The sequence below is a fragment of the Cyclobacterium sp. 1_MG-2023 genome (assembly GCF_030546805.1).
Classification (GTDB): Bacteria; Bacteroidota; Bacteroidia; order Cytophagales; family Cyclobacteriaceae; genus Cyclobacterium.
This window is the reverse complement of the sequence record NZ_JAUOPC010000007.1, coordinates 204,713-229,091: the sequence shown is the minus strand read 5'-3', so window position 1 is coordinate 229,091 and position 24,379 is coordinate 204,713. Positions and strand designations below refer to the sequence as shown.

Genomic DNA, 24,379 nt, shown 5'->3' with positions numbered 1-24,379 from the left:
AAAAATTAAGATAATTTTCTGATAATAAAAAGAAACATTTTTAAAGAACGATACCCCTACTGCCAAAAATAGGCTATTTTTTATAGTAGCGGTCGTAAATGTTTCCAAACTGTTTGTGCAACAATCTTTTGACCTTCACTTGTTGGGTGAATGCCATCCGGTAAGTTTAAATCAGGGTTACCCGCAACACCCTCCAGTAAAAATGGAATCATTTCCACCTCTTGCTTCGTAGCAACTTCAGCGTACATTTCCCTAAATTCTTCCGCATATTCCTGTCCCATATTGGGTGGTATTTGCATTCCTGCCAAAAGAATTTTGGTGTCAGGAAACCTGCTGGACACGGATGAAATGATTGCATTGAGGTTTTTTCTGGTTTCAGTTAAAGGGATCCCCCTTAGTCCGTCGTTTCCACCCAGTTCAAGAATGAATACCTCTGGACGATCTTCCAAAAACCAATCTAGCCTACTCAGCCCACTGGCAGTAGTTTCGCCACTTAAACCACCATTGATCACACGATAATTTAAGTTTAGACTATCTATTTTATTTTGGATTAAAGAAGGGAAAGATTCGTCTTCATCCAAGCCATAGCCCGCTGTCAGACTATTGCCATAGAATAAAATATTTTTTTTCTTTTGCTTCTCGGGCTTTTTATCTGCTGTTGGTGTAACCTTTTTCTCTGTTTCCTGTTTTTGATTACAAGAGACAGTAAAAAAGGTAGTTGCTACTAAGAGCAGCATTACAGGAGATATTGTTTTTATCAATTTTAACATTTGAAATATTTTTACATTCAATTATCAAAATTACTAAACTTAATCCACTATTGGTTTTGTTCAAAAGGGATAAGTTTTTTTCTTTGAAAGATATGAACATACTAAGCGTTGAAAATCTGAGCAAAACCTACCGAAGTGGAAATAGGGAACTCACTGTATTAGATCAGGTAAGTTTTGAAGTGGAACAAGGGAAAACCCTGTCCATCGTCGGTCCCTCCGGGAGCGGCAAAACCACCCTTTTAGGCCTATGTGCAGGTTTGGATGTGGCAAGTGCCGGCAGCGTTCGCATGGATGGTAAAGCACTTGAAAACATGAATGAAGACCAACGGGCCGGCATTAGGAATCAATTGGTGGGTTTTATTTTTCAAAATTTTCAACTTTTACAAACTTTAACAGCATTGGAAAATGTAATGGTTCCTTTGGAACTAAAGAAACGAAAAGATGCCAAAGAAAAGGCCAAAGAGCTTTTGGTTAAAGTTGGGTTGGGGGACAGATTAACCCATTACCCCAATCAGTTATCAGGTGGTGAACAACAAAGGGTTTCAATTGCCAGGGCTTTTGCAAATGAACCCAAAATACTGTTTGCAGATGAACCTACGGGCAACTTAGATACCGAAACCGGAGAAATGGTGGAAAACCTTATTTTTAAGCTAAACGAAGAGCAAGGGACCACTTTGATTTTAGTTACCCACGACCTGGAATTGGCAGCAAAAACACATCAATCTTTACATATCAAAGGGGGAAAAATACAGGAGGCTATACATGGTTGATTGGGCTTGGTCTATTAAAATGGCCAGAAGAGAATTTAGAAAAACAGGGGTCAAATTAATTCTGTTTGTTTCAGCAATTGTAACAGGTATTGCAGCCTTGGTTGCAGTCACTTCTTTTGGAGATAATTTAAGCAAGGACATAGATGAACAAGCCAAGGAATTGTTGGGGGCAGATTTGCTGCTGAAGAAAAATCAACCGATAGAATTTCCGGAAATAGAGGGAATTGCTAGCGAGCATGCCTTGGAAATAAACTTTGCCTCCATGGTCTATTTTCCAAAGGCCGGAGACAGCAGATTGACTCAAGTTAGGGCTTTGGAAGGAGATTATCCTTTTTATGGTACACTAGAAACCATCCCGGTAAACGCTGAAAGCGATTTTAGATCCGGTGGTAAAAAGGCACTTGTTGAAAAAACCTTGATGGCTCAGTTTGATGCCGTGGTTGGAGATTTTATTAAGGTGGGTAATGTTAGTCTTGAAATTATCGGTGCCTTACAAAAGGTTCCGGGGCAAACCGGCATCACTGCAACAGTTGCTCCAGCTGTCTATATTCCCATGGATCAGCTTGAGGCCTCAGGGTTGGTGCAATATGGAAGCCGGGTTAATTACAATCATTATTTCTTGTTTCCCGAACCCTTTGAATTACAGGCTTTAATTGATGAGAATAAAGAGCTATGGGGAGAGGATCGGGTAAATTTTGATACCGTTCAATCACAAAAAGAGTCAACCGGAAGATCTTTTGAAAACCTTTCCAACTTTCTTACTTTGGTTGCATTTATTGCTGTATTGTTGGGTTGCGTGGGCGTAGGGAGTGCAGTCAATGTCTTTGTAAAAGAAAAGCTGCCTTCAGTGGCCGTGCTAAGGTGCTTGGGGGTAAAAGCACTGGATATTATAGTTGTGTATTTGGTCCAAATTTTCTTTATGGGTTTGCTAGGTTCCATTATTGGCGCAACAGCCGGAGCCTTGCTTCAATTCCTTTTACCCATTGTTTTCAGTGATTTCCTTCCGGTAGAAGTGACGGTTCAATTGGCTTGGGGAGCCATCGGTATGGGAATAGTAACCGGGGTGATGATATCCATCCTGTTTGCCTTAATTCCATTGCTTAAGATTCGTAAAGTTTCTCCGATGATGACTTTAAGACCAGATGACCAATCAACCAATATAGGAAAGGATCCTTTAAGGTTATTTGTGTTGGCAGGCATTGTGGTGTTTATACTTTTGTTCAGCTTCTTTTTGTTGGGTAAATGGGATCAAACCTTATGGTTTACCGGTTTTGTGGTATTGTCTTTTGGTGCGCTTTGGCTTTTGGCCATGGGCGTAATGAAAGCCATCCGGACCTTTTTGCCTATTTCCTTAAACTATCCTGTAAGACAGGCTCTGTCAAATTTATACCGACCCAACAACCAAACGGTTTCTCTTTTGGCGACCATTGGCTTAGGGACAGCCATGATTGGTACCTTGTTTTTTATTCAGGATCAACTGCTGGATGAGGTAAGGTTTGCCGATAAGGAAGACCAGCCCAATATGTTGTTTTTTGATATTCAGTCCAATCAGGTAGACAGCATGAAAACTGTGCTAGAAGCCGAAAGCTTACCCATCTTGCAACATGTACCCATCATCACGATGGGAGTATCGGAGGTCAACGGGCTCAACAAAAAGGAAAATGAAGACCTAGAGGAGGAAGAAAGAAGGTCAAGATCCTTTTATAACAGAGAGTTTAGGGTTACTTATAGAGACAGCCTTATAAACACTGAAGAACTGGTGGAAGGAGAACTTATACCCTACACTTCTGCATCAGATAGTATCTTTGTATCCATGGAAGAAGGCTACGCAGAGCGGAATCACATGAAGTTAGGGGATGAGATAGTCTTTAATGTGCAGGGAAGACCTTTGACTACTTATGTCGGAAGCATACGAAAGGTCAACTTTAGAAGAGTGTCCACAAACTTTCTGGTTGTTTTTCCGGATAAGGTGCTGGACAATGCGCCGAAATTCCATGTCTTGATCACAAAAACAAAAGACGATAAAGCTTCCGCTGCCATCCAAAATACCATTGTGAGACAATTTCCCAACGTGTCGGTGGTGAATTTAAGTATGATTGTGGAAACCTTGGAAGACCTTTTGGGGAAAATTGGGTTTGTTATTCAGTTTATGGCTTTCTTCAGTATTTTAACTGGAATTTTAGTGCTGATCAGCTCTTTGCTCATTAGTAAATTTCAGCGGGTTAGAGAAAATATTTTATTAAGAACCATAGGTGCTGATAGGAAAGTATTGATAAAAATCAATATTTTGGAATACCTATTCCTAGGCAGTTTGGCCGCAGGAGGTGGATTAGTATTGTCCATTCTTGCTTCCTTTTTGTTAAGTTTTTTCGTCTTTGAAATTGCTTTCACCTTGGCTTGGCAGCCCTTGTTTTTAGTGTTTGGATTGATAACCGCCCTTACCGTGTTTTTAGGTTATGTGAACAGTTTGAATATTTTGAAAGCTAAGACAATGGATATTTTAAGGACTTAATACGTAGTGTTTTGACTAAGGGAAACGAAAAAGGAACCTTTTGATTAAATTCTGTGTCAGTACATTAGATACGGGTAAAGCAAATGAAAATTGAAGAGGAAATAAAGCAAAGTCCATTCAAAGACGGATATACCAAAGCAGTTGTAAATTTACTATTTACACAGAGTTATTTGGTTAGCCGTCAAAGTAGGATTTTTAAGCCTCACGATATCTCAGCAGAGCAGTACAATGTTCTTAGAATTTTGAGAGGTAGGTCTCCTAAACCAATAACTGTATCATCTATTCAGGAGAGAATGCTCAATAAAATGAGCAATGCATCAAGACTGGTGGAAAAACTCAAGCAGAAAGAAATGGTGATACGTACCGAATGTCCCAAAGACCGGAGGCAGGTAGATATTGTAATCACGAAAAAGGGACTTGAACTTTTAAGGCTGCTTGACAAAGAGGTGAAACAATTTAATATGGATACAATTCATCTTGATGAAAGCGAGGTGGAGCAATTGAATCACCTTTTGGATAAATTAAGAGGCTGATCTAAATGGCTTTTTTATTAAGCTTTGTCCCTGTTTTGATACTTAGTTGAGCAGCTATCTTTGCCTACTTACCACTTTAGAAACCGATCCATTCTCAATTTTATTCTTAGGGTGACTTCACAGCTTATTTATTGAATGATTTAGAGTTGGCTTTTGAATTTTTGGCCTGTGTTTTGTTTAGAGAAGTGAACAGGTAGAGGTTTAAATTATTAACAATAGTACTTAAGGTTATGAAAAATATATTGGTGATTGTGTGCTTAATGATAGGCATCCAAATGATTTCTTTTGCACAGGAAGCTACTAAAATTAGCGTAGAAGGTAACAGCGAGATTAAAATTTTGCCGGACGAAGCCTTGATCAATGTGTCACTTAAAGAGAAGGCTTTAAAAACGGCTTTGGCTACGGAAGGGCTGAACCAAAAAGCTGCTGAAGTGACCAAAGCGTTGAAAAAAAGTGGTGTTAAAAATTACGAGCTAAAAGCAGACAATTATTTTGTCAATGTTAACAGGATTTATACAAAAGGAACTTCTAAAGACAGTGGTTATGTAGCCAGCCAAAACTTGAAAATCTTGGTCAAAGACACAGAACAGGACTTGGTCAAAATCATGGAAGCTTTGCATGACAATATAGATATGGGCTTTCAATTGAGCTTTCAACTTTCAGATAGCAAAAGGAAAGAATACCAGGAAGAATTATTGCGTAGGGCTTTGCTGGATGCCAAAAGTAAAGCCATGTCGATAGCCAATACGCTTGAATTAGGAAATATAGCTGTTCATCAAGTGATCTACGGCCAAGGAGAGAATACTTTTCAACCAAAGGTTTATAGAAATGAGGCCATGATGGTAAGTGCTGACAACCAAAGGACAGCACCAACAATCCAGCCTGACGAACAAACTTTAAGTGATCAGGTGAAAGTGATATTTACGTTTACAAAAGAATAAGCCTTATGCTTGGGGGTTAGGGTAGTTGTCTGTTTCGTTTTCCCCCGGCCTTTTGTGTAAACATTGAAAATCTTTTTCAATCAACAATTGAAGGTGGGTACCGTCCGGCAGTACTTGTGTTTTGGCTATTCCAACCTGCTCCGTATTTGCCCATTCTTTTATTTCCGATGATGGTAAGCTTATACTGATCTGTTCATTCTCAAAAGTAATACTTAGTGGATTTTCATCTGTTGAGGCTTTTAAAATATAAATGAATGAAGAGTAAGGGCTAGGGAATTTCAATTCCTCCTTGATTTCATTTGTCTCAGACAATTGCTCAACTTCAGACACCGAAAGCCGAAGACGAATGGCATTGTTATGGATGCGGATTTTCATAATTCAGTGATTAAAGTATATGCGGAAAATAACAAATAGGTGGTAATTTGGTTTAACTAGCATCAAGAATATTTGGTTTTTCGGTGCTTGAAGATTTCTCTTGTTTGATCTCTTTAGTAACTTCAAACCAGAAATGATTGGATCCTATCTTATACCGGTTTTAATTAGAGGTGAAAGGATAAAAAACCATCTTAAAATTAGCTAATTATTCCTTTGCAAACTAAAAATCGGAGTTAGATCTGATTTGCAGTTTTGAAAACACAGTTCATTAAAGAACGAAACTCTTGAATGCTTAAATTTTGAAATTAATAAATATATTATTTGCTGACTTTTGATTTTGATAAAAGTATAGGCAATTTACAAAAACGAAATCATCTATCAATTTACCTTTAAATTTCATGTCAAATAAAGATCTCCTGACATTTCTTACTGAGTTGTCTGTCAATAATAGCAAAGAGTGGATGGACGAAAACCGAAAATGGTATGAGCAGGAGAGGGCATCTTTTCTTGAAATAGTTGCTGAAATCTTGGCTGAATTAAGCAAGGTTGAATCCGGGTTTTCAGAGTTACGGCCAAAGGATTGTATGTTTAGACAGAATAGAGACATACGATTTAGCGCCAATAAAGCACCTTATAAAACCAATATGGCTGCTTATTTTTCAATCGGAGGTAAAAAAGCAGAAGGTCCCGGATATTATCTGCACATACAGCCCGGAGCTTCTATGGTTGGAGGAGGGGTTTGGATGCCGCAGGCTCCCGTACTTAAGAAAATTAGACAAGAAATAGACTATTCAGGTCAAGAGCTAAAGCAAATACTTTCTGCCCCAGAGATAAAAGGTACATTTGGAGCAATGCAAGGGGAAAAGCTCAAGACCTCTCCCAAAGGTTTTGAAAAAGATCATCCTTATATAGAATATTTGAGGTACAAGAGCTTTGTGCTTTCCCGGTCTATTTCAGATAAGGAGATACACTCAGGTGCTTATGTAGCGTTGGCATTAGAGGCCTATGAAAAGATGAGGCCTCTTCAGGCTTTTCTCGCACGAGCAATTTATACTGCAGATGAGGAGGATTTATTGCTTTAAAGTAGAAGCTTCTCAATGCTTTTGGCCACACCGTCCGTGATATTTGAGCTGGTGATTTCGTTTGCTACTGCTTTTACTTCCTCACGGGCATTGGCAACAGCTACTCCATATCCCACTTCATCCAATAGTGGGATGTCATTGTAATTGTCTCCAAAGGCCAAGACTTCATTCATTGGGATATTGTAATCAGCCAAAATCCGTCGCAGGCCTGAAGCCTTAGAGATAGTCTTGGGTGCAATTTCAATATAAGTGTCTTTGGACCGGTAAAGGTGTAGAGAGGAGCCATGGCTATTGAGCAATTGATCGTATAGCCATTGAATTTCATCTGCCTGTCCCATGCACATTACCTTGTGTGCCCCCATTTTAGCGCTTTCCCAATTTTCTATAACCCCATGATGTTTACCTAAAGTGGCTTTTACTTTGGTAACCATCTCTTCCTTTTCAGTCCATTTATCCATGGCAGGCGCATACCAATCGTCTGCGGCATAAAGGCTGATATGTACCTGTGTTTGCGCTGCCACTTCCATTATCTTGCGGCATGTGTCCGGGTTGATATAAGTAGAATCCACCATCTCTGAGCCCTTGTGCGGGGAGCGTATGACATAGCCTCCATTATAGCAAATCAAAGGGTTGTCCAATCTTTTAAACTCTTGCAGCAAATGAGTCATTGCACCGGGCATTCTAGAGGAGGCCAAGATTACGGGGAAATCTGCAGGCAAAGCTGCAAAAGCCTTTAAAGTTCTCTCTGAAAGTTGTCGGCCCTTATCCAAAAGTGTGCCGTCAATATCGGTGCAAATAGCGCTTATTTTCATTGATTGAATGTTTGATGCGAAGATAAACAATCAAATGGCTTTACTGAAAACAGGGCTGGTTTTTTCTGTATTTTGACTGTAAGGATCCAATGCCATGCAGATATTTCTAACAAATGGTTTTCCTTCTTCGGTGATGTTAATGTTTCCTTTGTCAAAAGAAATTAAGCCTTCATTAAGAAAGGATAGTAAATGATCAGGGATCTTGCTCCCTTGTTTCCAAGATGCGGTATGGTTGCAAATCAAGCTCATAATAAAGGATTTAGAACATAGATCACTTTCTTTTTGCGTATGTCCTTTTATTATTGGGAATTCATTTTCCCATATTTTTTTGGAGTAAGCCTCAATCTTTTTGTCATTTTGACCATAGGCATAATAGACATCAGAGATGGCACTACAGCCCAAGCCTAAAAGTATTTTTGAAGGTGAGGTGGTGTAGCCCATAAAATTCCTGTGCAAGGTTCGGTTTGACTTGGCTTCAAGAAGTGGATCTCCTTTTAAGGCAAAATGGTCCATGCCAATTTCTTCATAGCCCATATCTTTGAGCCACATTTTTCCTTGCTCATATAGCTTTCTTTTTTCTTCTTCATTTGGGAGGTGCTTTTCAAATGATTTTTGGGCAGGAAAAACTGAAGGCAAATGGGCGTAGCTATAAAAAGCAATTCGCTCCGGCATGAGGGCTTTCGTTTTTTGGAAGGTGTCTTTTAAGGTTTCCAAAGTCTGATGCGGTAGGCCATAAATAAGGTCAAAATTTATGGAGTTATAGCCTAATGCTCTGCTTTCCTCGGTTACTTTTTTCACCTTTTTATAGGGTTGAAGCCTGTGAATGGCCATTTGAACTTTACTATCAAAGTCCTGGATGCCATAACTTACCCTGTTGAACCCAAAGCCTGCTAAGGTTTCTAAATGTTCTTTGCTTGTATTGTTGGGATGTCCTTCAAAGCTGAATTCATAGGTATCGGTTTGATTAGAATTTTGGATAATGTGGTTGATTAATACCCAGAGAGAAGAAGGAGAAAAGAATGTAGGTGTTCCGCCTCCCAAATGAATGCCTGCGAGTTTTGGTTTTTCATCCAGTAGGTCAACATACATGTCCCACTCTTTCATCACTGCGGTTATATAAGAGAGTTCGACATTGTGGTTTTTTGTAATTCTTTTGTTGCAGCCACAATAGGTACATAGGCTTTCACAATAGGGGAGGTGGATGTATAAGCTTATACCTTCTTTGGGTCCGAAATCCTTATAGGCCTTGAGAAATAATGCAGCCCAATTTGAAGGTTTAACATCATTTCCCCAATGTGGGACAGTTGGGTAGGAAGTATATCTGGGAGCAGGTACATTGTATTTTTTAATAAGGGAGGGATTTGTCATTGCCACATTAAGTTGATTTGTGGTGCAAAATTCCCTATACTTCAACCAAGATAATATGATGACAAAAAGCAGGGGTACTGATTAAAGTCATGTTTTTCCTAAAAAACTTTTTTCATGAAAATGTTAATGGTGGTTTAGGTAATAACTAACCGGAACATAGGGAAGGTTAAAAGTTTCTGCTACAGCCTCATAGACAATATCGCCTTTTATTATGTTAAAGCCATGGTGGAGTTCGGGGTATTTATCACAGGCTTCTTGCCAACCTTTCTGTGCTAACTCCATGGCATAAGGTAAAGTGGCATTGGTCAGAGCCAAGGTGGAGGTGTAGGGGACAGCTCCCGGCATATTTGCCACGCAGTAATGCAGTACGCCATCAATGGTATAGGTTGGGTCTTCATGGGTGGTGGGTTTACAGGTTTCAATACAGCCGCCTTGGTCCACAGCTACGTCCACGAGAACCGTCCCGGGAAGCATTTCTTTGAGCATGTCTCTTGTGATCAGGTGAGGTGCTTTAGCCCCGGGGATCAACACTGCGCCAATAATTAGGTCAGCATTTTTGATTAGATGTCTAATGTTAAACTCATTGGACATCATTGTTTTTACGTTTTTGGGCATGACCGTAGACAGGTGACGCATTCTGGAAAGGGATACGTCTAAGATAATAACATCTGCTCCAAGCCCTGAAGCCATCCAAGCGGCTTGAGTGCCTACAATCCCACCTCCTAAAATCAGTACTTTGGCAGGTAAGGTTCCAGGAACACCACCCAATAAAATCCCTCTACCTCCCAGCGGTTTTTCCAAATAATTGGCCCCTTTTTGAACCGACATCCTTCCTGCGACCTCTGACATTGGAATAAGTAAGGGGAGTGTTTTATCTTCCTTTTCTACCGTTTCGTAAGCCAGGCAGATGGCTTTACTTTTGATCATTGCTTCTGTGAGTGGTTTATTTGAAGCAAAATGAAAGTAGGTAAAAAGCAACTGATTTTCCTGGATAAGGGAGTATTCGGGTTCAATGGGTTCTTTGACTTTCATGATCATTTCCCCTTTGCTATAAGTTTCTTCAATTGTAGGGATAATCGTTGCACCGGCATTTTTGTAGGCTTGGTCAGGAAACCCACTGCCTAGCCCTGCTGATTCCTGAATAAATACTTGATGCCCATTTTTGGTGAATTCTTGAGCACCTGCGGGGGTTAGTGCCACTCTGTTTTCATTGTTTTTTATCTCTTTTGGAACAGCGATGCGCATAGTAGTAGCTTTAAAGTGAACGAATTAATCAAATATAATCAGGGATTACTTCCAAGGAAAATGATTGATGGAATAAATTAAATATTGTTTTCTTCCTATTTTAATAATTGAAATAGACTTTATTGTCTATGATTGAGGGTTAGGTAATTAAAATTTAGTCGATGAGCTATTAAATGAAGGTATTTTTATTATAAAATCAAAATAATATTCTTTTTTAAGGGTGAATTGTAGTAAAATTCAAAATATTATTGTTTTTAATTCATTTTAGCTCCTCTTATAAATTGGGATAACACCAAAAAATGTGTATTTTTGAAATCCTAGGATTTTCATATGAAGAAAATGGCGTAATTGATGAACACTGAATATCTACCAACTCTTACAAAAGAAATTGCATCTACTTTGGATGTGGAAAGTGTCTTGAATGACTATAGAATGGTCATGATCAGTAGGCATGCCTCATTGACGGTAAGAAAAGAGGTGTTTATGGGTAAAGCCAAATTTGGCGTTTATGGGGATGGGAAGGAGTTGGCTCAGGTAGCTATGGCTAAATTTTTTAAGATGGGAGATTTTAGGTCAGGTTATTACAGAGACCAAACCCTGCTATTTGCCATGGGAGAGCTGAGCATTCAAGAGTATTTTGCTCAATTATACGCCCATACAGATATAAAAGCTGAGCCTGCGAGTGGAGGTCGTTTAATGAATGCTCATTTTGCCACCAGGTCGTTGAATGAAGATGGGTCGTGGAAGAACCTGATGAAAATGAAAAATTCCACAGCTGATATTTCACCTACAGCAGCCCAAATGCCTAAGTTGTTAGGGCTTGCCTATGCTTCTAAGCTATATAGAGAAAATGCAGCTCTTCATGACATGAGCACTTTTTCTGATAAGGGAAATGAAGTGGCCTGGGGTACTATAGGGAATGCGTCTACTGCAGAAGGAATGTTTTTTGAAACCTTTAATGCAGGGGGAGTACTACAAGTGCCCATGGTGATTTCTGTTTGGGACGATGAGTACGGTATTTCTGTAACCAATGATCTGCAGGTGACAAAGGCGAGCATTTCAGCAGTCTTAGCGGGATTTAAAAGAGATAACGAAGAAAAAGGCTATGAGATTCTGGTCGTGAATGGCTGGGATTATATTGGTCTGGTAAATGCTTACGGTAGGGCCAATAAATTGGCTAGAGAAAAACATATTCCTGTACTGGTGCATGTCAAAGGTATGACACAGCCTCAAGGACACTCAACTTCCGGTTCACATGAACGGTACAAAAGCAAAGAGAGGCTTGCTTGGGAAGCAGAACATGACTGCATTGTTAAGTTCAAGGAATATATTTTAGAAAATAAAATTGCTTCCGAAGAGGAGCTGGAACAAATAGAAGGTGAGACGAAACAACTTGTCAAAGAAAGCAAAGACAAGGCATGGAAAGCCTTTACTGCTACCATTCGCACAGAATTAGAGGAAGCTGTTGGTCTGCTAAATGATTTGGCAAAAAAAATAAAAGATAGCAGTGAGCTTATCCAAATGGCAGGGGAACTCAAACGTACTTTAAATCCGGTAAGGATGGATGTTATTAGTACAGTTCGAAAAGCCTTGTTATTGGTGAGGAATGAACCTTTGGAGGTAAAACTTAGGCTTCAGAGTTGGTATAAGACCCAGCACGAATTGAATGAAGACAGGTATTCAAGCCATCAATATAGTGAATCAGCATTCAGGGTGGAGGCGATTGCTCCCGTCGAGGTAAGCTATCCGGACAAACCGGAACTTTTGGATGGTCGTGAGGTATTAAAAGCATGTTTTGATGCAATCCTTAGCAGAGATCCCAGGGTTTTTGTTATTGGGGAGGATGTTGGAAAGATTGGAGATGTGAACCAAGCATTTGCCGGATTGCAAGCCAAACATGGACCGCTTCGGGTGACGGATACCGGTATTCGGGAAGTGACCATTATAGGTCAGGGAATCGGTGCTGCCTTAAGGGGGTTAAGGCCAATCACGGAGGTTCAGTATTTGGATTATCTTGTCTATGCCCTGATGACTTTGTCTGATGATTTGGCATGTTTACATTATAGAACCAAAGGAGGGCAAAAAGCCCCTCTAATAATACGAACCAGAGGACATAGACTTGAAGGAGTATGGCATTCCGGGTCTCCTATAAGCATGATTTTAGGGAGTCTTAGGGGGATATTATTGTGCGTGCCCAGAAACATGACCCAAGCAGCCGGGATGTACAACACCTTGCTAGAGGCAGACCAGCCTGCCATAGTTATTGAATCCCTGAATGGGTACCGGTTAAAAGAAAAGATGCCTTCTAATATTGGGACATTTAAAGTGGCCTTGGGTAAGGCAGAAATACTTCAGGAAGGGAAGGACATTACAGTCGTTACGTATGGTTCGATGTGTAGGATTGTGATGGATGCTGCCAAACAACTTTTTAATATTGGGATATATGTAGAGGTGATCGATGTTCAGACCTTGGTTCCATTTGATTTGGACGAGGTGATTTTGAATTCAATCAAGAAAACCAATCGGGTTATCTTTGCAGATGAAGATGTTCCCGGAGGAGCTTCTGCGTACATGATGCAACAGGTTTTGGAAAAGCAAAATGCGTATTATTATCTTGATTCTCAACCCATCACCCTTTCAGCTAAAGAGCATCGCCCTGCCTACTCATCCGATGGAGATTATTTTTCTAAACCAAGTATTGATGATGTGGTGGAAAAGGTCTATTCGGTCATGAGTGAAGCAGATCCAAAAAGATTCCCGGATATTTACTGATCGATTTTATCAACTTTATGATTAACCCTAAATGAAATGGGGTTTTATCCATAGAAAATAATGTTGCTAAATTAACAACAGCAACCATTCATTACACTATGAGGGGGATGGTAATTAGCGTTCTATCTGTGAAAGGGTAAAGTCAGGTGTGGAGACAACATTACTTTCATTCAATGCCCGGTCTTTTACTTTTATTTCCAGTTTTAAGGTGTCATTTCTAAAAACACTGTTCCAGCCTAAAGATAACATTGAATACCTGATTTCTCCTTCTATGGCACGTTGTTGCTCTTCTTCAAGCATCCTAGGAAACCGCCCGTTGAAAGTGGTGAAATAAGGAGGGTCTGACCAATTGAACTCCGTATAATTGCCTCCTCTTTTTATAAAAAATTTAACTAAAATATTATAATAATCCTCGTTTTCTGCGACCCATAAGGTGTCTTTGATTTCTTGGTTGTTGATTAGAGGAAATATCACCCAATCTCTATTGTTGAAATCCGGTGCATCTTCCGGGCGTTCACTATAAGTAATGAATTGCCCGGCATCATCGGTAATGTAGGTGAGCTCGTTAAATGGAGGATATATATCTGTGGCGTTTAGCCCCAAATCTCCTTCAGCATCTCGGAAATCTAGTGTGATAATTAAAGAATCGGATCCTGAAGTTTGGACAAACTCCAAATTATTGAAATCAATCTGTGGCACCGTAGGGAAATCTTCCGGTGGGGAAATGCATCCAACCCAAACTGAAAGTAGGAGTAGGGTAATGATGGTGTGATTTTTTAACTTCATAGGTAATCCGTAATTTTACACTTCCGCCTCTTTGAATGTAAAAATGATCAAAATTTGGGTTTTACCATAAAATAACGATGAATTCTTTTAAAAGTTTTAGTGAAAAAATTAAAACAGGGAAAATTGATGATTTTGATGCCCTGGCGATGGATTCATTTTTGTTTCAGTCGACCCATAATAAAATTTACCAAAAGTACCTAGAAGCAAGGGGGATTAGGCCTCAAGCCATCACTGAAGTCAATGCCATACCCTTTCTTCCCATAGGAATGTTCAAGACAGCTAAGGTAATCTCAGGGTCTGAAGCCTTGTTTAACGGATGGTATTCGAGCAGTGGAACGACAGGACAGGAAAACAGCCGCCATTATATATATTCTAAAGATTTTTATTTGGAACACTGCGTCAATAATTTTGAATCAGTCTATGGTTCATTAGAAAACTTTCATGTATTGGCCTTGCTTCCTTCTTATCTGGAAAGGGAAGGCAGTTCTTTGGTGGACATGGCGGCGCATTTTATACAAAAAAGCAAATCTGTTCATTCGGGTTTTTACTTGTATGAACATGAGGCTTTATTGGACAAAATGGGTGAGTTACAAAAAGATGGAAGAAAAACCTTATTGCTTGGTGTGACTTTTGCTCTCTTGGATTTGGCTGAAAAGATAAATGGTCATGCGGATTTCGGCGATTTGATCGTTATGGAAACGGGAGGGATGAAAGGCAGGAGAAAGGAAATGATCAGAGAGGAAGTGCACAAGGTTCTTAGTAGTGCATTTAATGTAAAGCATATCCATTCGGAATATGGAATGACTGAGCTTATGTCTCAGGCTTATTCCCCCGGGGGAGGTAAATTTTGGTGCTCTCCATTTATGAGGGTTTTGATCAGGGATGTATACGATCCTTTTGCTTACACCTCCGGAACTTCGGGAGCCATTAATGTAATAGATTTGGCCAATTTTCACTCTTGCTCCTTTATTGAAACAGAAGACTTGGGTGTTAAAAATGAGGACGGTAGCTTCACTGTTTTAGGGAGAATGGACAATAGTGAAACAAGAGGCTGTAATTTAATGATCAATTAATTTTGTATTTATTTAGTATTTGTACATATTTGACTTAAATCTTTTAGAAAAAATTATGAAAACTTTAATGACAATTTTGGTGGCTTGTGCGATTTTGGTATTGTCTTCATGTGCTTCAAGCAAACCCTGTCCGGCTTATGCGAAGACAGGGAATGTAGAAGCAAATGGTTAAGAGCAAAGCGGTTGATTAATAATCTGCATACTTTTTAATGTCATCTGCAGAGATACTCTTGCCGCCAAGAATTACCAGTCTTTCGATTACATTTCTAAGCTCTCGGATATTTCCAGTCCAAGGAAATTCTTGTAGCTTTTGAATGGCTTCCTTATCTATTTCTTTTTTAGTGGTACCATATTCAGCGGCAATGTCTCCCAAGAATTTGTCTACTAGCAATGGTATGTCATCGCTTCTGTCCTTTAATGGGGGAACTTGTATAAGTATGACGCTAATTCTATGGTAGAGGTCTTCTCTGAAATTGCCTTCAGATATTTCATTCTTTAGGTTTTTATTGGTAGCTGCCAGTACCCGGACATTCACCTTAATGTCTTTGTCACCGCCAACACGAGTGATTTTGTGCTCTTGTAACGCCCTGAGTACCTTTGCTTGTGCCGAAAGACTCATGTCACCAATTTCATCGAGAAACAGTGTTCCGCCATTGGCTTGTTCAAATTTCCCCTGCCGCTGTTTGTTTGCTGAGGTAAAGGCTCCTTTCTCATGGCCGAACAGCTCACTTTCAATTAATTCAGCCGGTATTGCGGCACAATTGACAGCAATAAATGGCGCTTTCTCTCTATTGCTTTTTTGATGAATCCAATGAGATACCAACTCTTTTCCCGTGCCATTTGGTCCGGTAATCAAAACTCTGGCATCGGTAGGAGCTACTTTTTCTATGGTTTCTTTCACAATAGCAATAGCTTTGGACTCACCCACCATGTCTAGCTTCTTTGAAAGCTTTTTCTTCAACACTTTGGTTTCTTGTACCAATTCTTTTTTGTCCAAAGCATTCCTCACTGTTAGCAACAGCCGATTTAAATCAGGAGGTTTGGGGATAAAGTCGAAGGCGCCTTTCTTAGTTGCTTCTACGGCAGTTTCTATAGAACCATGGGCTGAAATCATGATAAACTGAGGTTGTTTGCTTAGTTCTGCTGCTTTGGAAAGAACTTCCATGCCATCCATTTTGGGCATTTTGATATCGCAAAGAACCAAATCAAAATCCTCTTTTTTTAGCATTTCGAGACCTTTTGCACCATCCTCTGCTTCATGTATTTCGTACTTTTCGTACTCGAGAATTTCCTTAAGTGTGGACCTGATGACCCTTTCATCATCAATTATCAAGATTTTCGGCATGTTTAAAGCTATCCGTTTTTTTAGTAAAATTAAAAGTGCAGGCTTATAAGCCGGGTTCTGTTACTCCTTTCAAAGTGTTTGCCATTTATCTAGCCTTTTCTTCACAGAAAAGGTCCAACGACCTACCCACTCCGGTTATCTTGGTAGATTTGGACGAGTAGCCCAATGACCGGAGCCTATTTGGTCTTTCAACCCATAAGGTTTACCCTGCAATACCGGTCACCCGGTACCCGGTGGGCTTTTACCCCACCTTTTCACCCTTACCCCTTACGGAAATACCGGCCGGGGCGGTTTTTTTTCTGTGGCACTGTCTGTTATTTTGGCATTCCTACCAAAACACCTTCCCGTTAGGAAGTATGGTACTCTATGTTGCCCGGACTTTCCTCTTTTCCTGATGCGAACATCAAGAACAGCGACAAACCAGCCTGCACATCACAAAAATAAATCAAATAAACCCATAATTCACAATGATATTGGTTTTTAATTGATTGTTTACAAGGATCATATCCATGTATTCTATTTCCCTCTTCAAATTTATTGGTTATCTTTCTAATAGGGATACAATCATTTAACTTACAACGAGGATTATGAGAAGTTTATTTAAAGGATTAATTGCCGGATATGGGGCTTATAAATTGGGCGGGGGCTGTTTTAGTACCGTCTTGATTTTTATTTTGCTTTGGTTTTTATTGGGCCAATGTACCTGAATTAGTGATCCAATGAAAAGGTTTCAGTTTCTTAAAAGCATTGGTTAATATTTATTTTTAACCTATTTAGGAAAACTATACCTTTGTAAAAAAATAGGAGCATATGATATTAGTTGAGAATGCGGTTATCAGCGATGATATAAAAGAACAATTTTTTGTTTGTGACCTGGGAAAATGCAAAGGGGCATGTTGCGTAGAAGGGGATGCCGGAGCACCTCTGCTAGACGATGAAATTGAGGTCCTCGAAAAAGATTACCCATCCATTGCACCTTTTCTTACCGATGAGGGTAGAGAAGCCATTGCCGAAAAGGGTACCTGGGTGATCGATCAGGAAAATGAGAAAGGAACCACCACAATTGGTGAAAATGGAGCCTGTGCTTTTGCCATTACCGATGAGAAAGGAATTTTAAAATGTGGAATAGAAGACGCCTATAATCAAGGGAAAACTACCTTTAAAAAACCTATAAGCTGTCATTTGTATCCGATCAGAATCACCAAATATGATGAGTATGAGGCATTGAACTACGACCGCTGGGAAATATGTGACCCTGCTTGTTCATTGGGGAATACCTTGGGCGTTCCTTTGTATCGCTTTTTGAAAGGGGCTCTTGTAAGGAAGTATGGAGAAGAATGGTATGCGGCCCTCCTTGAAGAAATTGGTGTGGAGGAGTAACTGTTGAGCATTTAATTATTTACCCCAAGGCTTCCAACTTTGTGTTTTTCTGCGATAATAAAATTTTCTTTTTGCTGCCTAAGTATTACTAATCGCTAGAATAATTTAAATATAACAAAAAGCCCTTGTTCAATTCAACAGGATGAATTGAACAAGGGCTTTTCTATTTTTCAGGTTAATTAAACCTTACAATATCTGCTCCCAATGCATTGAGGCGTTGATCAATGTACTGATAACCTCTATCAATTTGTTCTACATTGTCAATAATGGATACACCCTCAGCAGACAGGGCTGCAATTAAGAGAGAGACCCCTGCCCGTATATCGGGAGAAGTCATTCGAATACCCTTCAGCGGGTACTTTCGGTCCAAACCGATAACCGTAGCTCTATGAGGATCACATAAGATGATTTGAGCCCCCATATCGATCAACTTGTCCACAAAAAACAACCTGCTTTCAAACATTTTCTGATGAACCAGTACGGTTCCTTTCGCTTGGGTGGCCACTACCAAGACTATGCTCAGCAAATCCGGGGTAAATCCCGGCCATATGGCATCCGAAACCGTTAAAATGGATCCATCTATAAAGGTTTCAATCTCAAAATGCTTTCTTGCAGGAATGTAAATATCGTCTCCTTTGATTTCTAGCTTTATGCCCAACCTCCTAAAGGTATCGGGAATTATCCCAAGTTTGTCTACTTTTGCATCTTTGATTGTAATCTCTGATTGGGTCATGGCGGCCAAGCCTATAAAAGACCCGATTTCAATCATGTCAGGCAAAAGGGTATGTTCTGTACCTGTAAGGCTTTCTACCCCTGTGATTTCCAATAGATTTGAACCTACCCCGGAGATTTTTCCACCCATGCTGTTTATCATCTGGCATAGCTGCTGGATATAGGGTTCACAGGCTGCATTGTAAATGGTGGTCTTTCCTTCAGCCATGGTTGCTGCCATGATGATATTGGCAGTTCCGGTTACAGAAGCCTCATCAAGCAACATATAGGTGCCTTTCAATTGGCTTCCATCTATCTTATACAGTTCCTTTTTGGCGTCATAATGGAATTTTGCCCCAAGTTTTTGGAAACCCGTAAAATGGGTGTCCATTCGTCTTCTGCCAATTTTGTCTCCTCCCGGTTTAGAAATTCTTCCACTTCCGAATCTGGAAAGCAAGGGACCAAGAAGCATAACAGATCCTCTAAGGCTTGAGGCCTTTTCAAGATATGTTTCTGTTTCCAGGTAATCAAGCTTGATGTTTTTGGCTGTAAAGGAGTAGCTTTCCGGTCCTTGTTTTTTCACGACCACTCCCATGTCTGAGAGCAGTTCTATTAATTTATTTACATCCCTGATGTTAGGGATTTTATTGATGATAACCTCCTCAGATGTAAGCAATACGGCACAGAGGATTTGCAAGGCTTCGTTTTTAGCGCCTTGGGGAGTGATTTCACCTTTAAGTTTCGTCCCTCCATTTACCCGAAATGATGCCATTAATTTCTCCTTTTTTTGCTATTAGAACCGTTATTTCTTCTTTTGCCTCCGGAATAATTCCTTCTTCCACCACTATTTGAGTTATTGCCTGAATTGCTAGGGACATTGCTTTTGAAATCCCTTCTCATGCTGGTTTCAAAAAGCCCGTTTTCTTTGACTTTTTCGAGGTCAATGTGAAGTTTACCTTTGGAGAGGGATTTGATGTCATCAATAATGATGGCATCATCAAAGTTTTCTCGGTTCCAGGTAGAGTGAAAGCTTCGCATCAATTGCCCGATATAAATCAAAGCGGTTTCTTGCTCCTTATCATCTTCTATTTCAATAGCTTTGGCTATTAACTTTTCAATGTTTCTTCCATAATGCTTGTATCGAACTTCTCCTTTGGGATAACCTATCGGCAGCGGTTTTTTACCCAGCAGTTCCTTTTCCGGCATTGGGAAAGGAGAATCCACCTCGAGTGAGAAATCAGACATTATGTACATATCGTCCCAAAGCTTTTGATCACTTTCGGTTTTTAATAATGGATTGAGTTGCTTCATCAACTCCACCAAGGCGTATGCATATTCTGTCCGTTTCTCTTGATCGGGAACAGTTTTCACATAATCCACTAATTTCTGGATGTTTTTTCCGTATTCTTTCAAAATAACTTTGTTTTTAGGCTTTTCATTATTTACCATGACACCTGCTTTTAAGTTTCCTGAACTTTTTTCAATATACTAAAAAAATACGCATTAGTTAAGTCTCAGGTGCTTCCGGTATCTATGATCATTTGCTATTCTACTATGCGAAGCTTTGCAAAGCTAAGTAATAATGTTTTATCTCCAAAATGCTCGAAATGAATATGTGCTTTTCTATTGGTACCTTCGGTTTCAATACCATGCACTTTTCCAAAGCCAAACTTAGGGTGCTCTATCTTCATTCCTTCTTTCAAATTATTGGTGTTGGAAGGTTTAAAGTTAGGTCCGGGGTCATGTAATTTAGTGGTTGTATTCCTAATTGCCGGCTTTTTCTTAAGTCCAACAAAGCCTTGTTTCCCTTCACTTTCCCTAAAGCTACTGGAGAGTTTACTGCTTAGTTTTTTATTGACCTTGATAAATGTTGGGTCAATTTCTTCCAAAAACCTACTGGGCTCACAATTAAGCAATCTTCCATAACGGTACCTCGTCAGGGCATAACTGAAGTACAACTTCTCCATGGCCCTGGTTGTAGCTACATAAAACAATCGCCTTTCTTCTTCCAGGTCTTCTCTGCTTTGCATCATCATCTGCGAAGGGAAAAGATCTTCTTCCATTCCTACCACAAACACATACTTAAATTCAAGCCCCTTGGAAGAGTGAATGGTCATCATGGTAACCGTATCCTGATTGTTTTTATTTTGGTCTTCATCTGTCAGTAGGGCAATTTCCTGAAGAAAAGCACCGAGGGATTTGTCTTCATTTTCCGGGTTGTCTACATACTCCTTGATGGCGTTGAGCAATTCCTGAACGTTCTCATACCTGTTGAGCCCTTCAATGGTTTTGTCTTCATACAAGTCTCGAAGAAGCCCTGATTGCTTGGCAATAGATGTGGCTGCTTCAAACGCATCTTTTCTTTCCACTTCCATCTTAAAGCTATTGATCATGGTGCAAAAATCAGTTACTGCATTTGCCCCTCTGCCCGATAAGAAACTCTGGCTATTGTTGAGTACTTTCCATAATGAAATATCATGCTCATAGGCACCTACCATGAGTTTTTCCACACTGGTGTTTCCTATACCTCTCTTTGGATAATTAATGATTCTTTTAAAGGCTTCTTCATCCTCATGATTGACCACAAACCTAAAGTAGCCCATCAGGTCTTTGATCTCTTTCCTCTGATAAAATGAAAGTCCTCCAATAATCCTATAAGCGATTCCTGACTTTCTCAGGGCTTCCTCCATTGACCTGGACTGGGAGTTTGTCCGGTACAAAATGGCAAAATCACTATTGCTTAATTGCTTGTTGTTTTTTTCTTCAAAAATAGTCGCTGCCACCATTCTGCCTTCTTCATTGTCTGAAGAGGCTTTCATCAATTCAATTAAATCTCCGGAATCATTTTGGGTCCAAACATTTTTTTTGAGTTGGGATTTGTTTTTGGCAATGATAGAATTAGCGGTTTCTACAATGTTCTTGGTTGACCGGTAGTTTTGTTCCAGCTTAACGACCAATAGGTCGGGGTAATCTTTTTCGAAATTCAGAATGTTCTGTATGTCTGCACCCCTAAAGGCATAAATACTTTGCGCATCATCTCCCACCACGCATATGTTCTGATGAACGGCAGCAAGTTTTTTAGTGATCAGGTATTGGGAAAGGTTGGTGTCTTGAAACTCATCCACCATTACATATCGAAACCTTTGCTGGTATTTGTTCAGTACATCCGGATGGTCCCGAAACAAGATGTTGGTATTGAAAAGCAAGTCGTCAAAATCCATGGCAGAAGACCTAAATAGCCTGTTTTGGTAGGCCTTGTAAATTTCTCCCATTTTTGGTTTCATGGCCGCTTCATCATCTGCAATAATATATGGGTCGTTAAGGTATGCCTGCCAGCCGATCAGCCTATTTTTAGCCCCGGAAATTCTGGAAAGTACCGTATTGGCCTTGTAAACCTTATCATCCAATTTCATCTCTTTTACGATGGATCTGATAAGTGATTTGCTGTCGTCACTGTCATAGATCGTGAAATTGCTCGGGTAACCTAATTTCTGAGCTTCCACACGTAGGATTTTAGCAAAGACAGAGTGAAAAGTGCCCATCCAGGTGTTTCTTGCTTCCAAGCCTATCAACTTCTCAATACGCTGCTTCATTTCACTGGCAGCCTTATTGGTAAAAGTTAGGGAGAGGATCTGGAAAGCATCCACCTTTTTTTCGTGAATTAAATGGGCAATCCTATAAGTTAGCACTCTGGTTTTTCCTGAACCTGCGCCGGCAATAATCATTACCGGACCGTCTGTTTTTTTTACAGCTTCAAGTTGAGGAGGATTAAGGGTGGCTAAATATTCCATATTCTATTCAATTTACTTTTTGTCAGCTAAGTGATTAAAGCCTGTTCAAAGTTATCAATTCTTTTTCAGCTTACGTTCTGATCCAATTTAATTGTCCGTGATTATAAAACTGAAAAGGCTGTCTAATTGGTTCTATTTTCTTTATGAATGTCTGCTAAATTAGGTTAATGCTTGTTTAGCAGCCAAGATTAATATAATCACTACCTTACAATAATAAGGCTAGAAAAGATTGTTTGGCAGGGTTTGAGCAAGGTAATTATTAACTACGGTTTTTTTTGTTTCCACCTATTGTGAGACCATAAATAAAGAGATGGTTCGGCCCGTATATTTTTTTCCAATAGACTGATGAATTTATCAGTGATGGAATGCGGCTCATGATCCAGGTAAGGAGGTTGGCTTAATACTTGATATTCAAAAACATAATGCCCTCTTTTGGGTTTGCTTGTATGTGCATAAATTACTTTGGTGTTGAATTTTTTCGCTAACTTTTCCCCTCCTTCAAAAAAAGCAGTTTCTCGATTCATAAATGGAGTCCAATACCTGATGTCAGATAAATTGGGGCGCTGATCAGCAGCCAAAACGATTAGTCTGGGCTTGTTTCGATTTCTCAAAAAAGTGCGTTGGAAGGATTTTCTTTCAGTTAAAATTGCTCCAAAACGACAGCGCATGGACTTCATTAGTTTTTCAAAAAATGGCGCACTTAACTTTGTGTAAACTGTTTCACACTTTTCTCCTACTTTGGATGAAGCGGTTAAGAGATGTCCTTCCCAGTTAAAAAAATGGCCACACATCCCTATCACAATTTCGCCATTGTCTACATTGTCAGTTACCAAGTTTGCGTTTTTGGTAACGAATCTCCGGTGAAGTTCTTTTCTACCCATGGTCAGGAGTTTGATGGTTTCTGCCATGGAGTCAGTGAAGTTTCTATAAAACTTCCTGGCTATGGTTTTAATTTCAGCATCACTTTTTTCGGGGAAAGCATGTTTGATATTACTTAGGACAATTTTTTTTCTATACCCAATGATATAATAGGCTAGAAGGTAAAAGAGGTCCGAAAAAACAAACAAGACTTTCAGTGGTAGTTTGGAAAACAGCCGAAATAAGAGCATATTACTATCTGCGAGGTTTAATGAGAAATCATCCCGGGTCAAAATAATGAAATAATAGTGACTTTCTTGAGGAAAATTAGTTATAAATAAACCCAATTAGTAATTTTATGGTCTATGTCCGAAGCTCAAAGAAAAAAATATTCAGATAAAGATAAAAACAACATTTTTGATCATGAATTCATGCCTCATATAGACTCCATGTACAATTTTGCGTACAGGTTGACTTTCGATGAGGATGATGCCAAAGACTTGGTACAGGATACTTATCTCAAGGCTTACAGATTTATCAATTCATTTGAGAAAGGAACCAATGCCAAAGCTTGGTTATTCAGGATATTAAAAAACAGTTTTATCAATGAATACCGAAAGAAAAGCAAACAACCCGCCAAGGTAGATTATCAAGAGGTTGAAACTTATTATAACTCTGAAAATGTTGATTATAGTATGACCTCAGATTTGAGAGTAGATGCGGTCAAAGATATGTTGGGTGATGAGATTTCAAATGCATTGAATAGCCTTGCTGTGGACTTCAGGACCGTGATTATTCTTTGTGACTTAGAAGGTTTTACTTATGAGGAAATGGCAAAGATTTTGGATATCCCTATAGGTACTGTCAGGTCAAGACTTCATCGCGCAAGGAACCTTTTAAAGGATAAACTTCGTTCCTATGCTGGAAACATGGGGTATGATACTGAAGAAGAATAAAAATAGCATCGAAAATACTTAAAATGGACAAGAATCAAAATACATCCAACAAACGAAAGGAAAACTGTAGTGATGAAAATAAATGCTTTGAACTTTTGGAAAGCATTTTGGATGGAGAAGGCACGGCTGATTCAAAGGAGATCTTAAATGAAAAAATTGCTAAGTGTCAGCCTTGTTTTGAGCATTATCATTTGGAAAAAGTAATCAAAGAGATCTTGCAAAACAAATGTACCAAGCACATGGTGCCATCCGAATTAGCTGCCACCATTAGGCAAAAAATCCAAGATTTAAAGTAAGGA

Annotated in this window: 21 protein-coding genes and 1 other RNA gene; 10 read left to right on the top strand and 12 right to left on the bottom strand. The window is 39.5% G+C overall.

Going from position 1 to position 24,379, the window contains the following annotated elements; translation table 11 throughout:
* Positions 1-80: 80 nt before the first annotated feature.
* The gene (locus tag Q4534_RS13370; RefSeq protein ID WP_303613647.1) at positions 81-770 is read right to left on the bottom strand and encodes an arylesterase; all 690 of its coding nucleotides are present in this window, start codon (positions 768-770) and stop codon (positions 81-83) included.
* Between the two features lie 92 nt (positions 771-862).
* Between Q4534_RS13370 and Q4534_RS13365 the strand changes: the two genes are divergently transcribed.
* From Q4534_RS13365 to Q4534_RS13350, 4 genes are all read left to right on the top strand, one after another.
* On the top strand, positions 863-1,540 hold the full coding sequence (locus Q4534_RS13365; RefSeq protein ID WP_303613646.1) for an ABC transporter ATP-binding protein: 678 nt from the start codon (positions 863-865) through the stop codon (positions 1,538-1,540).
* Positions 1,533-4,052: an ABC transporter permease gene (locus tag Q4534_RS13360; protein WP_303613645.1), complete on the top strand. Its 2,520-nt coding sequence runs from the start codon at positions 1,533-1,535 to the stop codon at positions 4,050-4,052. The genes Q4534_RS13365 and Q4534_RS13360 overlap by 8 nt, the downstream gene beginning before the upstream one ends.
* An 83-nt stretch (positions 4,053-4,135) precedes the next feature.
* On the top strand, positions 4,136-4,585 hold the full coding sequence (locus tag Q4534_RS13355; RefSeq protein ID WP_303613644.1) for a MarR family winged helix-turn-helix transcriptional regulator: 450 nt from the start codon (positions 4,136-4,138) through the stop codon (positions 4,583-4,585).
* A 230-nt stretch (positions 4,586-4,815) separates the two neighbouring features.
* Positions 4,816-5,526 (top strand): SIMPL domain-containing protein, encoded by a 711-nt coding sequence (locus Q4534_RS13350; RefSeq protein WP_303613643.1) that lies wholly within the window; start codon positions 4,816-4,818, stop codon positions 5,524-5,526.
* 3 nt (positions 5,527-5,529) lie between these two features.
* On the opposite strand, the gene Q4534_RS13345 is transcribed toward Q4534_RS13350, so the two are convergent.
* Positions 5,530-5,901 (bottom strand): DUF7009 family protein, encoded by a 372-nt coding sequence (locus tag Q4534_RS13345; RefSeq protein ID WP_303613642.1) that lies wholly within the window; start codon positions 5,899-5,901, stop codon positions 5,530-5,532.
* 398 nt (positions 5,902-6,299) lie between these two features.
* On the opposite strand from Q4534_RS13345, the gene Q4534_RS13340 reads away from it, so the two are divergent.
* A complete protein-coding gene (locus Q4534_RS13340) occupies positions 6,300-6,983 on the top strand; it encodes a DUF2461 domain-containing protein (RefSeq protein WP_303613641.1) in 684 nt (227 codons plus the stop codon).
* Here the strand turns inward: Q4534_RS13340 and Q4534_RS13335 are convergent.
* The 3 genes from Q4534_RS13335 to ald form a co-directional block, all read right to left on the bottom strand.
* Positions 6,980-7,795: a Cof-type HAD-IIB family hydrolase gene (locus Q4534_RS13335; protein ID WP_303613640.1), complete on the bottom strand. Its 816-nt coding sequence runs from the start codon at positions 7,793-7,795 to the stop codon at positions 6,980-6,982. The two genes, Q4534_RS13340 and Q4534_RS13335, sit on opposite strands and share 4 nt — an antisense overlap.
* A 30-nt stretch (positions 7,796-7,825) precedes the next feature.
* Positions 7,826-9,163: an oxygen-independent coproporphyrinogen III oxidase gene (gene hemN, locus Q4534_RS13330; protein WP_303613639.1), complete on the bottom strand. Its 1,338-nt coding sequence runs from the start codon at positions 9,161-9,163 to the stop codon at positions 7,826-7,828.
* 123 nt (positions 9,164-9,286) lie between these two features.
* The gene (gene ald / locus Q4534_RS13325) at positions 9,287-10,408 is read right to left on the bottom strand and encodes an alanine dehydrogenase (protein WP_303613638.1); all 1,122 of its coding nucleotides are present in this window, start codon (positions 10,406-10,408) and stop codon (positions 9,287-9,289) included.
* Between the two features lie 351 nt (positions 10,409-10,759).
* On the opposite strand from ald, the gene Q4534_RS13320 reads away from it, so the two are divergent.
* On the top strand, positions 10,760-13,180 hold the full coding sequence (locus tag Q4534_RS13320; RefSeq protein WP_303613637.1) for a thiamine pyrophosphate-dependent enzyme: 2,421 nt from the start codon (positions 10,760-10,762) through the stop codon (positions 13,178-13,180).
* 114 nt (positions 13,181-13,294) lie between these two features.
* On the opposite strand, the gene Q4534_RS13315 is transcribed toward Q4534_RS13320, so the two are convergent.
* On the bottom strand, positions 13,295-13,966 hold the full coding sequence (locus tag Q4534_RS13315) for a hypothetical protein (RefSeq protein WP_303613636.1): 672 nt from the start codon (positions 13,964-13,966) through the stop codon (positions 13,295-13,297).
* Between the two features lie 77 nt (positions 13,967-14,043).
* Between Q4534_RS13315 and Q4534_RS13310 the strand changes: the two genes are divergently transcribed.
* The gene (locus tag Q4534_RS13310) at positions 14,044-15,039 is read left to right on the top strand and encodes an acyl transferase (RefSeq protein ID WP_303613635.1); all 996 of its coding nucleotides are present in this window, start codon (positions 14,044-14,046) and stop codon (positions 15,037-15,039) included.
* 187 nt (positions 15,040-15,226) lie between these two features.
* Here the strand turns inward: Q4534_RS13310 and Q4534_RS13305 are convergent, their stop codons facing one another.
* Together Q4534_RS13305 and rnpB are read right to left on the bottom strand one after the other, a co-directional pair.
* Positions 15,227-16,384: a sigma-54 dependent transcriptional regulator gene (locus tag Q4534_RS13305; RefSeq protein ID WP_303613634.1), complete on the bottom strand. Its 1,158-nt coding sequence runs from the start codon at positions 16,382-16,384 to the stop codon at positions 15,227-15,229.
* A gap of 30 nt (positions 16,385-16,414) precedes the next feature.
* Positions 16,415-16,816, bottom strand: an RNA gene (rnpB, locus tag Q4534_RS13300) — RNase P RNA component class A.
* Positions 16,817-17,194: 378 nt separating this feature from the next.
* Between rnpB and Q4534_RS13295 the strand changes: the two genes are divergently transcribed.
* Positions 17,195-17,764, top strand: coding sequence for a DUF3109 family protein (locus Q4534_RS13295; RefSeq protein ID WP_303613633.1), 570 nt, complete (start codon positions 17,195-17,197; stop codon positions 17,762-17,764).
* A gap of 175 nt (positions 17,765-17,939) precedes the next feature.
* Here Q4534_RS13295 and murA read toward each other — a convergent pair whose 3' ends face one another.
* The 4 genes from murA to Q4534_RS13275 form a co-directional block, all read right to left on the bottom strand.
* On the bottom strand, positions 17,940-19,247 hold the full coding sequence (murA, locus tag Q4534_RS13290) for a UDP-N-acetylglucosamine 1-carboxyvinyltransferase (RefSeq protein WP_303613632.1): 1,308 nt from the start codon (positions 19,245-19,247) through the stop codon (positions 17,940-17,942).
* Positions 19,247-19,924, bottom strand: a complete 678-nt coding sequence (locus Q4534_RS13285; RefSeq protein WP_303613631.1) for a DUF4290 domain-containing protein — start codon at positions 19,922-19,924, stop codon at positions 19,247-19,249. Before Q4534_RS13285 ends, murA begins: the two co-directional genes overlap by 1 nt.
* Before the next feature lie 95 nt (positions 19,925-20,019).
* Positions 20,020-22,266: an ATP-dependent helicase gene (locus Q4534_RS13280; protein ID WP_303613630.1), complete on the bottom strand. Its 2,247-nt coding sequence runs from the start codon at positions 22,264-22,266 to the stop codon at positions 20,020-20,022.
* Positions 22,267-22,529: 263 nt separating this feature from the next.
* Positions 22,530-23,375 (bottom strand): lysophospholipid acyltransferase family protein, encoded by an 846-nt coding sequence (locus Q4534_RS13275; RefSeq protein ID WP_303613629.1) that lies wholly within the window; start codon positions 23,373-23,375, stop codon positions 22,530-22,532.
* A 114-nt stretch (positions 23,376-23,489) separates the two neighbouring features.
* On the opposite strand from Q4534_RS13275, the gene Q4534_RS13270 reads away from it, so the two are divergent.
* Both Q4534_RS13270 and Q4534_RS13265 read left to right on the top strand, forming a co-directional pair.
* Complete coding sequence (locus Q4534_RS13270; RefSeq protein WP_014020595.1) at positions 23,490-24,080, top strand: sigma-70 family RNA polymerase sigma factor; 591 nt, start codon at positions 23,490-23,492, stop codon at positions 24,078-24,080.
* Positions 24,081-24,103: 23 nt separating this feature from the next.
* Entirely contained in the window at positions 24,104-24,376 is a 273-nt protein-coding gene (locus Q4534_RS13265; RefSeq protein ID WP_014020596.1) for an anti-sigma factor, read from the top strand.
* The last annotated feature ends 3 nt before the right edge of the window (positions 24,377-24,379 follow it).

Coding starts and splice junctions, on each gene's coding strand:
- Q4534_RS13310 (WP_303613635.1), top strand. CDS start 14,044: ATGAATTCTTTTAAAAGTTTTAGTGAAAAAATTAAAACAGGGAAAATT.
- Q4534_RS13280 (WP_303613630.1), bottom strand. CDS start 22,266: ATGGAATATTTAGCCACCCTTAATCCTCCTCAACTTGAAGCTGTAAAA.
- Q4534_RS13350 (WP_303613643.1), top strand. CDS start 4,816: ATGAAAAATATATTGGTGATTGTGTGCTTAATGATAGGCATCCAAATG.
- Q4534_RS13285 (WP_303613631.1), bottom strand. CDS start 19,924: ATGGTAAATAATGAAAAGCCTAAAAACAAAGTTATTTTGAAAGAATAC.
- Q4534_RS13315 (WP_303613636.1), bottom strand. CDS start 13,966: ATGAAGTTAAAAAATCACACCATCATTACCCTACTCCTACTTTCAGTT.
- Q4534_RS13305 (WP_303613634.1), bottom strand. CDS start 16,384: ATGCCGAAAATCTTGATAATTGATGATGAAAGGGTCATCAGGTCCACA.
- Q4534_RS13295 (WP_303613633.1), top strand. CDS start 17,195: ATGATATTAGTTGAGAATGCGGTTATCAGCGATGATATAAAAGAACAA.
- Q4534_RS13270 (WP_014020595.1), top strand. CDS start 23,490: ATGTCCGAAGCTCAAAGAAAAAAATATTCAGATAAAGATAAAAACAAC.
- Q4534_RS13340 (WP_303613641.1), top strand. CDS start 6,300: ATGTCAAATAAAGATCTCCTGACATTTCTTACTGAGTTGTCTGTCAAT.
- Q4534_RS13265 (WP_014020596.1), top strand. CDS start 24,104: ATGGACAAGAATCAAAATACATCCAACAAACGAAAGGAAAACTGTAGT.
- hemN (WP_303613639.1), bottom strand. CDS start 9,163: ATGACAAATCCCTCCCTTATTAAAAAATACAATGTACCTGCTCCCAGA.
- Q4534_RS13345 (WP_303613642.1), bottom strand. CDS start 5,901: ATGAAAATCCGCATCCATAACAATGCCATTCGTCTTCGGCTTTCGGTG.
- Q4534_RS13275 (WP_303613629.1), bottom strand. CDS start 23,375: ATGCTCTTATTTCGGCTGTTTTCCAAACTACCACTGAAAGTCTTGTTT.
- Q4534_RS13335 (WP_303613640.1), bottom strand. CDS start 7,795: ATGAAAATAAGCGCTATTTGCACCGATATTGACGGCACACTTTTGGAT.
- murA (WP_303613632.1), bottom strand. CDS start 19,247: ATGGCATCATTTCGGGTAAATGGAGGGACGAAACTTAAAGGTGAAATC.
- ald (WP_303613638.1), bottom strand. CDS start 10,408: ATGCGCATCGCTGTTCCAAAAGAGATAAAAAACAATGAAAACAGAGTG.
- Q4534_RS13355 (WP_303613644.1), top strand. CDS start 4,136: ATGAAAATTGAAGAGGAAATAAAGCAAAGTCCATTCAAAGACGGATAT.
- Q4534_RS13365 (WP_303613646.1), top strand. CDS start 863: ATGAACATACTAAGCGTTGAAAATCTGAGCAAAACCTACCGAAGTGGA.
- Q4534_RS13360 (WP_303613645.1), top strand. CDS start 1,533: ATGGTTGATTGGGCTTGGTCTATTAAAATGGCCAGAAGAGAATTTAGA.
- Q4534_RS13320 (WP_303613637.1), top strand. CDS start 10,760: ATGAACACTGAATATCTACCAACTCTTACAAAAGAAATTGCATCTACT.
- Q4534_RS13370 (WP_303613647.1), bottom strand. CDS start 770: ATGTTAAAATTGATAAAAACAATATCTCCTGTAATGCTGCTCTTAGTA.